Annotated in this window: 9 protein-coding genes and 1 pseudogene; all 10 read left to right on the forward strand. The window is 50.3% G+C overall.

What is annotated here, in order from left to right; genetic code table 11:
- Positions 1-2 precede the first annotated feature (2 nt).
- The 10 genes and pseudogenes from lepA (at position 3) to DACE_RS04830 (ending at position 13,173) form a co-directional block, all read left to right on the forward strand.
- Positions 3-1,802: a translation elongation factor 4 gene (gene lepA, locus DACE_RS04790; protein ID WP_005998815.1), complete on the forward strand. Its 1,800-nt coding sequence runs from the start codon at positions 3-5 to the stop codon at positions 1,800-1,802.
- Positions 1,803-1,807: 5 nt separating this feature from the next.
- Positions 1,808-2,482 (forward strand): signal peptidase I, encoded by a 675-nt coding sequence (lepB, locus tag DACE_RS04795; RefSeq protein WP_005998818.1) that lies wholly within the window; start codon positions 1,808-1,810, stop codon positions 2,480-2,482.
- An 86-nt stretch (positions 2,483-2,568) separates the two neighbouring features.
- Entirely contained in the window at positions 2,569-5,178 is a 2,610-nt protein-coding gene (gene mutS, locus DACE_RS04800) for a DNA mismatch repair protein MutS (protein WP_005998821.1), read from the forward strand.
- Between the two features lie 89 nt (positions 5,179-5,267).
- Positions 5,268-7,016 (forward strand): N-acetylmuramoyl-L-alanine amidase, encoded by a 1,749-nt coding sequence (locus DACE_RS04805; protein WP_005998823.1) that lies wholly within the window; start codon positions 5,268-5,270, stop codon positions 7,014-7,016.
- The gene (gene glnD, locus DACE_RS04810) at positions 7,013-9,691 is read left to right on the forward strand and encodes a [protein-PII] uridylyltransferase (protein WP_005998824.1); all 2,679 of its coding nucleotides are present in this window, start codon (positions 7,013-7,015) and stop codon (positions 9,689-9,691) included. The genes DACE_RS04805 and glnD overlap by 4 nt, the downstream gene beginning before the upstream one ends.
- Positions 9,692-10,588, forward strand: coding sequence for a site-specific tyrosine recombinase XerD (gene xerD / locus DACE_RS04815; RefSeq protein WP_005998825.1), 897 nt, complete (start codon positions 9,692-9,694; stop codon positions 10,586-10,588).
- Positions 10,589-10,608: 20 nt separating this feature from the next.
- The gene (locus DACE_RS04820; protein ID WP_005998827.1) at positions 10,609-11,814 is read left to right on the forward strand and encodes a cofactor-independent phosphoglycerate mutase; all 1,206 of its coding nucleotides are present in this window, start codon (positions 10,609-10,611) and stop codon (positions 11,812-11,814) included.
- Between the two features lie 6 nt (positions 11,815-11,820).
- Entirely contained in the window at positions 11,821-12,663 is an 843-nt protein-coding gene (locus tag DACE_RS04825; protein ID WP_005998829.1) for an ABC transporter permease, read from the forward strand.
- 6 nt (positions 12,664-12,669) lie between these two features.
- Positions 12,670-12,735, forward strand: a pseudogene (locus tag DACE_RS18960) (SEC-C metal-binding domain-containing protein); the annotation flags it as partial.
- A gap of 24 nt (positions 12,736-12,759) precedes the next feature.
- Entirely contained in the window at positions 12,760-13,173 is a 414-nt protein-coding gene (locus DACE_RS04830; RefSeq protein ID WP_040366265.1) for a YchJ family metal-binding protein, read from the forward strand.
- The last annotated feature ends 12 nt before the right edge of the window (positions 13,174-13,185 follow it).

The following is a 13,185-nucleotide window of genomic DNA, read 5'->3' on the forward strand; positions in this document are numbered from 1 at the left end:
TTATGAACCAGAAAAATATTCGCAATTTTTCCATCATTGCCCATATTGACCATGGCAAATCAACGCTGGCAGACCGTCTTCTTGAGGATACCGGCACCGTCAGTGATCGGGAAAAAACCGATCAGTTTCTTGACAAGATGGACCTGGAGCGTGAGCGGGGCATCACCATTAAGGCTCAGGCTGTATGTCTGAAGTATCGTGCAGACAATGGTGAGGACTATACTCTCAACCTGATCGACACGCCGGGACACGTTGACTTCAGTTATGAAGTCAGTCGTTCTTTAACTGCTTGTGAAGGTGCCCTGCTGGTGGTTGATGCCTCACAGGGTGTTGAGGCTCAGACTCTGGCGAATGTTTACCTGGCTTTGGATGAAGACCTGGAGATTTTTCCTGTCCTTAATAAGGTGGATCTTCCTGGTGCCGAACCCGAACGGGTTAAAGAAGAGATTGAAGACATCATCGGTCTCGACACCAGCGACGCCATTGTTGCCAGCGCCAAAGAGGGTATTGGCATTCATGATATTCTGGAGCGGGTGGTTCAGCAGGTACCTGCGCCTCAAGGCGATGTTGATGCGCCGTTGAAGGCGCTGATTTTTGATTCCTGGTATGACTCGTATCAGGGTGTTGTCGTCATGGTGCGGATTGTTGATGGTGAGATCAAAAAGGGAGATAAGATCTACCTGATGGCCAGTAAGGGCAGCTATGAAGTGCTCAAGGTCGGGGTGTTCTCTCCGGGAGCCGTTCCCCAGAGTTCCCTTAAAGCCGGTGAGGTCGGGTTTGTCGTTGCCGGAATTAAAGTAGTTCAGGATGCTAAGGTTGGCGACACGATTACCCACTTTCACAAGCGTGCCGATAATGCGTTGCCGGGCTTCCAGGAAGTCAAGCCGATGGTTTTTTCCGGGCTTTATCCCATTGATACCAGCGAGTACGACTTGCTGCGCGATGCTCTGGAAAAGTTGCAACTCAACGACGCATCGATCAGTTATGAGCCGGAAAATTCTGTAGCGCTGGGCTTTGGTTTCCGTTGTGGTTTTCTCGGACTGCTGCATATGGAGATCATTCAGGAACGCCTTGAACGTGAGTTTAATATTGACCTGATCACCACCGCACCGACCGTTGTCTACCAAGTGACGACAGTTAAAAACGAATTGATTCATGTCGACAGTGCTAACAAGCTGCCCGAAGTGCAATATATTGATAGAATCGAAGAGCCGTTCATTCTGGCTTCGATTCATGTGCCGAATGAATTTGTCGGATCGATTCTGGCTCTGTGCGAAGAAAAACGCGGTATTCAGCGTGAGATCAAATATCTGACGGAAACCCGTGTCATGATTGTCTACGAGCTGCCGCTCAATGAGATTGTCATGGATTTCTACGATCGGCTCAAGTCGATCAGCCGCGGTTATGCGTCGTTGGATTATGAGCCGTTGGATTACCGGCCCAGCAAGTTGGTACGGATGAATGTGATGATTAATGGGGATACTGTGGATGCACTGTCATTGATCGTTCACCAGGACAAGGCTCAGGCGCGTGGACGAGAGCTGGTCTCCAAAATGAAGGAATTTATTCCCCGTCAGCAATATGTTGTGGCCATTCAGGCGGCGGTCGGCGGTAAGATTATCGCCCGTGAAACGGTCAAGGCGTTGCGTAAGGATGTGACGGCCAAATGTTATGGTGGCGACATCTCCCGTAAACGAAAATTGCTTGAAAAGCAAAAAGAGGGCAAGAAGCGCATGAAGCAGGTCGGCAGTGTTGAATTGCCGCAGGAGGCCTTTCTGGCCATACTTAAAGTTAAAGAGTAGGAAATATGACGAAATTGCCTGAATTTAAAGAGGAAATAAAGCAGAATAAAACCTGGTATCGCGAATATGGTGAAGCTCTGCTCGTTGCGGCAATCCTGGCTTTGATCATCCGCACATTTGTCGTTCAGGCGTTCAAAATCCCCTCCGGCTCCATGGAAGATACGTTGTTGATCGGTGATCATCTGCTGGTGTGCAAATTTATTTATGGCACTGAGATCCCTTTCACCGACAAAGTCGTTCTGCCGCTGACAGACCCGCAGCGCGGCGATGTGATTGTCTTTGAATTTCCCGGTGATCTGGAAAAGCCGTGGCTGGAACGGCGTGATTTTATCAAGCGCATTGTCGGCACACCCGGTGATACCGTTGAAGTGCGTAACAAGCGTGTTTATGTCAACGGTGAGGTGTACGATCTTCCCCAGGAGGTGCATAAGGAATCATCGTTGATTCTTCCCGGCACCCGTGTTTCCCCCGAAGATCGGCGTGATTTCATGCCCAAACTGGTGGTTCCTCCCGGCCAATATTTTGTCATGGGGGATAATCGTGATCGTTCTTATGACAGCCGCTTTTGGGGCTTCGTCGATCGCGACCTGATTAAGGGCAAAGCGTTCATCAAGTATTGGTCGTGGGACGGTGAAGAACACTGGCCACGATTCAACCGTATCGGTCGCCTGATTGATTAAATCTACCCGGATGCCGAAGTGTTTCTCTGCTTCGGCATCCGTCGTTCTATCTGCGTTGCTTTCTCTCCAATTCTATTGAGGTTCCCATGGCTACACCCACGCCAATGATGCGCCAATATCTCGAAATCAAAAGTCAATATCCTGATGCGATCCTGTTTTTCCGCCTCGGTGACTTTTATGAAATGTTTCTGGATGATGCCGTCACAGCTGCGCGGATTCTCGATATCACGTTAACATCACGCAACAAAAACTCTGACGACGAGGTGCCGCTGTGTGGTGTGCCGTACCACAGTGCACAACCGTATATTGCCAAACTGGTTGCCAGTGGCCATAAAGTTGCGGTATGCGAGCAGGTGGAAGACCCAAAGTCGGTCAAAGGGATTGTTAAACGAGATGTGGTGCGAGTGGTCACGCCGGGAATGGTTCTCGAAAGTGACATGTTGACGCCGGATGAGAACAATTTTCTCATGGTTCTGGCGCATTGCGACAGTGCTTACGGTGTTGCTATCGTCGATATTTCAACGGGGGAATTTCGCGTTACCTCGGTTGAGTCGCCTGCCGATTTGGGTCGTGAAATCGACGGCAATCAGCCGCGTGAGATTGTGTTGTGCGAATGCGATGAAGAGGTGTTGCGGGATCAGTTGGCCGGACATTTTCAGGAGCGGATGGTCAACGTGTTGCCGGAATGGGTCTTTGAAGGCGAAGACGCTCAGCAACGTCTTTACCGGTTCTTTCAGTGTGACAGCCTCGATGCGTTTGGCTGCCAACAGTTACCGGCGGCGATTTGTGCCGCAGGGGCAGCACTGTATTATGTGGAGGAAACCCAGAAAAACACTGTGGAGCATATCCGCACCCTGAAAACCTATCATGTTCAGGACTTTATGGTTCTGGATGAAGCGACCCGACGCAATCTCGAACTGACGGCCACCCTTATTGATGGTAAGCGCCAGGGCTCACTGTTGGGCGCGTTGGATCGCACCGTGACCGCTATGGGCGGCCGCAAGCTGCGCCAGTGGATTAATCAGCCTCTGATCGATTGTCAAGCCATTGTTCAACGCCATGAACTGGTCAGTGAACTGGTTGATGCACCGCTGTTGCGTGACGAACTCGGCCAGTGTCTTGATGATGTGTATGATCTTGAACGGCTCAGTGCGCGCATTTCCATGGCCAGTGCCAATGCCAAAGATCTGGTCGCCTTGCGCCATTCTCTGGAGCAGTTACCGGCAATTATTGCCCAGGCCTCTGAGTTGCAATCAACCATGGGTACCACCTTGGCTGGTGAGATCGACCCTCTGGATGATGTTTTACGTCTAATCTCTGCGTCAATTGCTGATAATCCGCCGTTTGTGCTGCGCGAAGGCGGCCTGATTCGTGATGGTTATCATGAGGAACTTGATGAATTGCGCCTGATCAGCCGTGAGGGAAAAAGCTGGATCATTGGTTTGGAGAAAAAGGAGCGCGAGCAGACCGGAATCAATACGTTAAAGGTTCGTTTCAATAAGGTGTTCGGTTATTACATCGATGTGCCGAAAACCCAGATTAGCAAGGTTCCCGAGTCGTATGAGCGCAAACAGACTCTGGCGAATTCCGAGCGTTATTTCACCCCAGAGCTCAAAGAGTACGAAGATAAGGTCCTTGGTGCCGAAGAACGTTTGGTTGCCCTTGAATACGAGCTGTTTCAGCAGATACGCAGCCAGGTTGCTGCGCAGGGAGCGCGCATTCAGCAAACTGCGGAAGCGTTGGCCCAGTTAGACGTGATGGTGTGTTTTGCTGCGGTGGCGCATGAGCGCAACTATGTGCAACCGGTGATGGATCAGGGAACGGCTCTGACTATTGAAGAGGGACGTCATCCGGTCATTGAGAGCATGAACCTGGGTGAGCGTTTTATCCCCAATGATGTGCAGCTTGATACCGAAACTGATCAATTATTGATCATTACCGGACCGAACATGGCGGGTAAATCAACCTTTATGCGTCAGGTCGCTTTGATCACTCTGATGGCCCAGGTTGGGAGTCTGGTGCCGGCTAAGTCTGCCCATATCGGTGTCGTTGACCGCATTTTTACCCGGGTTGGAGCCAGTGACAACCTGGCGCGCGGGCAGTCGACCTTTATGGTGGAGATGAGCGAGACCGCAAACATTCTTAACCATGCAACGTCGCGCAGTCTGATCATTCTCGATGAGATTGGTCGTGGCACGTCAACCTTTGATGGTGTCAGTATTGCCTGGGCGGTGGCCGAATATTTGCATGACAACGATCAGGTTGCTGCAAAAACCTTGTTTGCCACCCACTATCATGAACTGACTGATCTGGCATTAACACGCGAACGGATCGCTAATTTCAATATTGCGGTGCGTGAATGGAATGACCAGATCGTCTTTTTGCGTAAAATTGTTGCTGGTGGGGCCAGTCATTCCTACGGCATCCAGGTGGCACGGCTGGCCGGTCTGCCTGATGCGGTGATCGGCCGGGCCAAAGAAGTTCTGGCGAACCTTGAAGGTGGCGAGTTCTCGACTCAGGGGGAGCCGCGTCTGGCGCGGAGCCGGCAGCAACCACACCAGGTGAAGAGCCCACAGATGTCGCTGTTTAATGCGGATGATGACCCGGTACGCCAGCAACTGCAGAAGGTGGATGTGAATACACTCAGTCCACTTGAGGCGTTGAATCTGCTTGATGAACTGAAAAAACTGCTTTAGTGGTCTTCCAAAACAACCGAAAGAACAACTACGGCCAATCATCGTTGCCGTTATAAGCTGTCTTTGCGCAGACCAACAGGGGTTAACCAGTGCTGAGATTGAATCGTATATTTCTGATTCTGTTGTTTGTCTTCTTCGCTGTATCATCAGTGAGCCAGGCCAGTGTTCTGCAGGATTACCGGGATGCGCGTTATGCGTATCAACAGTTGCTCCGGGCACCGCAAAAGCAGCAGTATCGCCATCATTGGGATAAAGTTTTCACCCAGCTTCAACACTTTGTTGATCAGCATCCTGACCACGAAAAAGCTCCCGGAGCGTATTACCTTCTGGGCCAATCCCACGAGAAACTCTATGAAATATCACGGGTCAAAAAAGATGCTCGTGCTGCAGTGGATTACTACCAGAGTCTGGCTCGTCGTTATCCTTCAAGCTCTTTGGCGGATGATGCGTTGCTCTTCAGTGCCCGTCTGCAATGTGAAGTGCTCGGTGCCGAGCAAGCGGCGCGTAACGACTGCCAGGTGATTCTGCAACGTTATCCTTCCGGAGATATGCATAAGAGGGCCAGGGAGTTGTTGGCCACATTACCACCGTCCACAACACCTGTACCTGTGAAGGTCACGACATCTCAACCAGTGGTTTCTCCAGGGCCTCATGTGGTTTCCGCCATTCGCCATTGGCAGGATGCAGATCATACCCGGCTGGTTCTCGACCTTGATGGTATTCCGGTTTATCGTGTCAATACTCTGCCTCCGAGTCAAAAAGACAACACTTCTGCACGGTTATATATCGATCTTTTTAAAACGAATCGCGTTCCTACTCTATCGTCCAACCAAAAAATTGGTGGGACTCTGGTAAAAAGTATTCGCGTTGGTGAAACCGAAGAACGCACGCGCATCGTTTTCGACCTGGCGCAGTTGACCCGCTACAAAGTGATCACTCTTGCTGGGCCACCACGCATTGTAATCGATTTGGCGAACCATGTCGGAGCAACATTGAAAGAGGACGTGCCGCAACTTGAAACTTCGACTGATGCGGTTAAGGGTGACTCGGGTTCCGATCAGATTTCCCAGGTGTTGCAGCGGGTGCCTGCGGATGAAACCCCACAAATTCATCTGCCGGATGTGGCGGCTAAAACACATGGCAAACTGCGGATTGTGGTAGATGCCGGTCATGGCGGCAAAGACCCCGGTGCGATTGGACCGGGCAAACTGTATGAAAAGGATGTCGTGCTGAAATTGGCCAAAACGCTTGCGCAACGGCTTGAATCATCCTTTCATTGCGAGGTGTTGTTAACTCGTGATCGGGATATTTATATCCCGCTTCTGGAACGGACTGCGTATGCCAATGAAGTCGATGCGGATCTGTTCATCTCTATCCATGCCAATGCCAGCGTTAACAAAAAGGCCTATGGCATCGAAACGTTTTATCTGAATTTTTCTAAGACCGATAAGGCCATGGCGGTTGCCGCTCGTGAAAACGGGATGAGTTTGCAGGAGGTCGGTGATCTTGAACTGATCCTGTTTGATATGATGGCCAACTCAAAAATTAATGAATCCAGCCGTTTAGCAGCAGAGATACAGTCGTCTCTGGTGGGACAGTTGAGTCGTAAGTACTCGAATGTCAAAGACCTTGGCGTGCGTCAGGGCCCGTTCCATGTGCTTCTGGGGGCAACGATGCCTTCGGTTCTGGTTGAAGTGGCGTTCATTAGTCATTCACGCGAAGCCAAACGATTGAACAGCCGAACCTATCGTGAACGGTCGGCTGAGGCTATCGTTCATGGCGTGCGTCAGTATTTGCAATCACAGAACCTCCTTGCGAAACGAGCCAGTGACTCATGATTACCATTGACAACAGTTCTTTATTAGCGTTCAGCGACAACATTGACCAACCGGACTTTGACCGATTTCGCCCTGAGTTTCTTAAAGCGTGTATTGAATATCGCGATGTTCATCAGGAGCTGATCAAGCATTATCACCGGACCGGAGGCAGTGGTCGCCAGGTGGTTGAAAAAATTACCTTGATGACCGACCTGATGCTGGAAGGGATTTTCCGCTTTGCCATTCAGGATCTTGACATTAAGCAACCGTGCACCCTGATCGCGTTAGGTGGTTATGGGCGCTCGGAAATGAATCCGTTGTCCGATATTGATCTGATGTTCTTTTGTCAGGACCCGGAAACACCCTATATGCTGCAACTCTCTGAGAGAATGTTGTATCTGTTGTGGGATCTTGCCTTTGATGTCGGTCACTGTGTGCGCAATGAGAAACAGTGTATTGATATTGCCGCAGATGATTTGACCGCGTGTACGGCATTGCTTGATTCGCGCTATTTGTGCGGCGATGAAGAGTTGTTTGCGCATTATGAAAAGAAAGTTTTGCCGGCGGTTATGGGGCGCAACAGTCGCTCTTTTATTCGTGAAAAAATGGCTGAGCACGACAAGCGTATCAAAAAATACGGTTCATCCGTTTATCTTCTTGAACCGAATATTAAAGAGGGAGAGGGCGGTCTGCGCGACCTGCACACAGCCTTGTGGGTTTCAAAGATCAAATATAAGGTCTATACCCTGCGTGGCTTGGTAATCAAGGGGGTCATGAGTGAGGCCGAAGAAGAAAAATTTCTCGAGGCACTCGATTATCTATGGCGGATTCGTACTGAATTGCATTACTTGTCGTCACGTAAAAACGACCAGCTTCATTTTGAACAGCAGGAACAGATTGCGTTATTCCTCGGCTATCGGGACAGCAAGCGCGCTCTGGCCGTCGAACAGTTCATGCAGGATTATTATGCTCAGGCGACTCGTGTCGAACACCTGGCTTCGACAATGATTTCACGAGCATCGGATCATGATAGGGAAGAGTCGCGGATCCTCGGCTACTTGCGACGTCGCAATGTCGATGATGGATTCTATGCATTACGCGGTGAGCTCAATGTGACGGAAGATGATTTGTTCGTCAATCAACCCGAACTGATGATGAAGGCCTTCTGGCTGGCTCAGCGTCAGGAATTGAAGCTGAGCTTGAAGTTGAAAACATTGATTCGTGAGAGTCTGCACCTGATCAATGATCGTCTGCGCCGCTCACGGGCCATGAGCTCAATGTTTCTCGACATTCTGCGTTATAAGCGTGGTATCTACGAAATTCTGTCCCAGATGCATCACCTGCTGTTTCTCAACCAGTTCATTCCCGAGTTTAAGCGGATCTACTGTCGAGTGCAGCATGATGCCTACCATATTTACACCGTGGATACCCATACCCTGTTCGCTATCCGTGAAGTTGAGAAGCTGTGGCGAGGTAAATACACGGAAAAAAAACCGCTGTTGACTCGGGTTGCCGATGAGGTGGAAAAGCCGGAGTTGTTGATTCTCTCTGTCATGCTGCATGATATCGGCAAAGGCGAAGGGCAGAAGCACAGCGAAAAGGGCGCTGCAATGATTCCGACCATTGCCCGCCGTCTGGGACTGAACAAGGAAGACAGTCTGCGTTTGCAGTTCTTGGTGATGGAACACCTGCAAATGGCTCACATCTCCCAGCGACGTGATTTACACGACGAACGGATGATTGCCCAGTTTGCCCAGACCATGGAGATGAGTGAAAACCTCAAGATGCTCTACATCCTGACCTTTGCTGACATTAAAGCGGTTGGCCCGGATGTCTGGTCAGAATGGAAAGGGTTTTTGCTTCAAGAGTTGTACGAAAAAACCTACGATGTTATTGAACGGGGTGATTTTTACAAAGAGAAACGTTCTGAGAAGATCCGCAATCGCAAACGCAAAGTGGTTGAATTGCTCAAAGATGAATTTGATCCACGCGCGCTCAAGGAGTGTTTGCGCAATTTCTCAACGCGCTATTTGATGACTTATCGCTCCCTCCAGATTGCCGAGCATGTGCGTCTGATTTTGAGCCGTGGTGATGATCCTTTGGCCATGAGTGTTGTTTATAATCGGGAGAGCAGCTACACCGAGGTGATTCTGGTCACTGTTGATATCGCCGGCTTGTTCAGTAAAATCAGCGGGGTCATGGCTGCTAATGGTGTTAATATCCTTGGTGCGCAGATTTTTACCCAGAAAAGTGGTATTGCCGTAGATATTCTTCAAGTGGGTCGCGATGGCAATATTTACGACGATGACCGCAAATGGGCGACCATTGAAAAAGATCTGATCTGGTTCCTGCAGGGTCGAGGCGATGTTGACGAGCAGGTGGAAAAACGCAAAAGCTCTATCCTTGATCTGTCCCGTCAGGTGCCAACAATTCCGCCACGGGTCGATATCGACAACGAGGTTTCGGACGAATATACCGTCGTTGATGTTACGACTATGGACAGGGTTGGCTTGCTGTACCAAATTGCTAACAGCTTGAAAAAAATCGGTATTTACATCGGTGTATCAAAGATTTCGACCAAAGGTGATCGCGCTGGCGATACATTTTATGTTCAGGATATTTTTGGCCATAAAATTGTGCAGCCCGAAAAACTTGATGAATTGCGTGAGACCCTGATCAAGGACCTGAGTTCTTAAGTGACCCTACTGAGCCTGCTTGACAGTTTTCTCGACTATCTGAGTATTGAACGCGGTTTGTCGGCCAATACCTTGGAATCCTATGCGCGTGATTTGCAGCGTTATATTGGATTTCTTGAGGAACGTCACATCAACGACGTGATTGCTATTCGTCAGAATGATGTGTTGGATTTTTTTACCGAGCTTAAAGAGCAGGGGATGGGCGTGCGCAGTCGGGCGCGCTTGCTTGCGGCGTTGCGTGGTTTTCATCACTATGCTGTTGACGAGTATCAACTGGCCAACAATCCGGTTGCGCGTTTGACGACACCGAAAATGCTCCAGACACTGCCGGATACACTCAGTCCTGCCGATGTCGATGCTCTGCTGGATATCAACGATGATGGTCAGGCGTTGACCCGCCGCGACATTGCCATGCTCGAATTGCTTTACGCGACAGGCATGCGCGTGTCGGAGCTGGTTGGATTGAAACTGGATGATCTGCATTTGAATAGTGGCTATTTGCGTGTCTTTGGCAAAGGAAGCAAGCAGCGCATTATCCCGATCGGAGAGATTGCCATCGACACGTTGAGGGACTACCTCGCCCGGGTGCGTCCCGAGCTGGATCGTCAGCGCAATCTGAGCCCATGTGTTTTTCTCAACCGATCCGGCAAAGGGTTGACACGGCAGGGGTTCTGGAAGATGATTAAGCGCCGCGCCTTGGAGGCCGGTATCACCAAGAATGTGACACCGCACACCTTGCGCCATTCGTTTGCCACCCACCTGTTGGAGAACGGGGCGGATCTTCGGGTTGTGCAGATGCTGCTTGGTCATGTCGACATCTCGACAACACAGATTTACACCCATGTAACCCGTGAGCATGTACGCCATGTTCATCAATCATTTCATCCCCGTAAGTAATTACGGATTATGAGGAGTATATGAAGTATCTGGTTTTACTCGGAGACGGTATGGCGGACGAGCCGTTAGAGGCTCTCGGCGGCAAAACACCTCTGGAGCACGCGGCAACGCCTAATATGGACAAGTTGGCGGCAACGGGTGAAATAGGATTGGCTGAAACGGTTCCCGATGGGTTTCATCCGGGCAGCGATGTGGCCAATCTCAGTGTGTTTGGCTACGACCCGTCACAGTGTTATACCGGACGCTCGCCGTTGGAAGCGGCAAGTATGCATGTTGAACTTGGCCCGAACGATGTGGCTTTTCGCCTTAATTTGGTCGATATCATGCATCATTACGGCAAATTGTACATGGCGGATTTTGCGGCGGGACATATTTCCACCGAGGAATCCGGTCAGATCATCGCAACGCTTCAGGATGAGTTGGGTGATGAGAACTTCGAGTTTTATCCTGGTGTTTCTTATCGCCATTTGATGGTGTGGCGCAACGGTAAAGATCAGATGGAATTTGTTCCGCCCCATGACATCATCAACCAGAGCATTGAAGATAAGATGCCTAAAGGGGATGGTGCTGATGAGCTGATCCACCTGATGAATTCAGCTCAGATGCTTCTCAGTAATCACCCGGTGAATGTACAACGGACCCGCGACGGCAAAGCGCCAGCCAATTCCATCTGGTTGTGGGGCCACGGCAAAGCCCCGCAAATGGAGACCTATCAGGTTAAATTTGGGCTGAGCGGTGCAGTGATCTCTGCTGTTGACCTGATCAAAGGGATCGGTATTTATGCTGGTCTGGAAATTATTGATGTGCCGGGTGCCACAGGTTACATCGACACCAATTATCAGGGCAAAGCGCAAGCCGCTCTTGACGCATTGCAACGCCACGACTTTGTTTATCTTCATGTCGAAGCACCGGATGAAGCCGGGCATTCCGGCGATTTAGAGGAAAAAATCAGGGCCATCGAACTTTTTGATGAACTGGTGGTCGGCACGATCATTAATCAGGCCGAGCAATTAGGCGATTTTCGTATGCTGGTGTTACCGGATCATCCGACCCCAGTCGAATTGCGCACCCATACGCCGGATCCGGTGCCGTATATTTTGTATGCGTCTGACGGGTCGCTGGCGGGATCCGGTGGGCGTTGTTACAATGAAAAGGCTGCCAAACAGAGTGGTGTTTATGTGCAGGAAGGGCACCAATTGCTGACGAAAATGATTCAGCGGAGTTGATCTTTCATGACTGACGAACGCACCGTGTCAACCTGGCGTTTGATCGCTGCAAATAAAATGGCCATGGCCGGAGCTGCAATGGTTCTGGCCATGTTTGTTTTAGCCATCGTTGCACCATTGATCTGCAAGGATCCCGGAGCTGTTGACATCTCCCGCCAGCTCCAGTCTCCAGGTTTTGATGCCTGGCTGGGGACAGATGATCTTGGCCGCGATGTCTTTTCGCGCATCGCTTATGGCGCACGCATTTCGTTGTTGGTTGGCTTTGTTGCCGTCGGCATTGCCACGGTGATCGGCATTTTTCTCGGTGCTGTGGCAGGTTATTACGGTGGTTGGATTGACACTCTGGTGATGCGTTTCGTCGATATCATGTTGTGTTTCCCGTCGTTTTTTCTCATCCTGGTGGTAATCGCTTTTCTCGAGCCGTCGATCTGGAATATCATGGTCATCATCGGCCTGACCGGATGGATGGGGGTTGCCCGCCTGGTGCGTGCTGAATTCATGTCGTTACGTCACCGCGATTTTGTGTTGGCCATCCGTTCTCTCGGTGCCAGTGATCGACGCATTATTTTCCGGCATATTTTGCCGAATGCCTTATCGCCAGTGCTGGTTTCAGCGGCTTTAGGAGTGGCCGGAGCCATCCTGACCGAGAGTGCCTTATCGTTCCTCGGCATTGGTGTACAACCACCGACCCCATCGTGGGGCAATATGCTGATTGCCGGTAAGCAGACGTTGGGAACGGCCTGGTGGTTGTCTTTTTTTCCCGGTGTGGCGGTTCTGATTACCGTGCTTGGTTACAATTTGTTGGGGGAAGGGTTGCGTGATGCCCTTGATCCGCGTTTGAAACGATAGGGTGTCATGTCTGTTGAGCGTAATGCGCCATGCCCTTGTGGCAGTGGTCAAAAATATAAAAAATGTTGTCTTAATAATGGGATAACGACCACCCGATTGAGCGAAACGAGTCCGCCTGAACTTGTTACTAAACGCGTTGAAGCGTTTTCTCACAACGATTTCGGGTTTATTTTCGACACCTATCACCCTGATTCCAATTTCCGCCTGCAATTCCCATCGCGTGTCGCGTATATTCAATATGGCCAATCAACCCTTAATGATGATTATCGGATTCGCTCCTGTCAGATTTTGACTGAGCGCGATGTTGATGAGAGTGTGGCTCAAGTGTTGTTTTTGTTGACCGTCGACTATCAGGGGCAGCAGCAGCAATATTTCGAATTGTCTGAATTTCACCGTTGTCGCGGGCAATGGTATTATCTGCAGAGCCACCGTTTGGAACGCCGCGAATTCAGTGGCGGACTTGACGAAATGACCTGTGACAAGATGCTTGAACAGGGAATCTGTTTTTAACCGGCAGTTCCT

It is taken from the genome of Desulfuromonas acetoxidans DSM 684, from assembly GCF_000167355.1.
GTDB lineage: Bacteria > Desulfobacterota > Desulfuromonadia > Desulfuromonadales > Desulfuromonadaceae > Desulfuromonas > Desulfuromonas acetoxidans.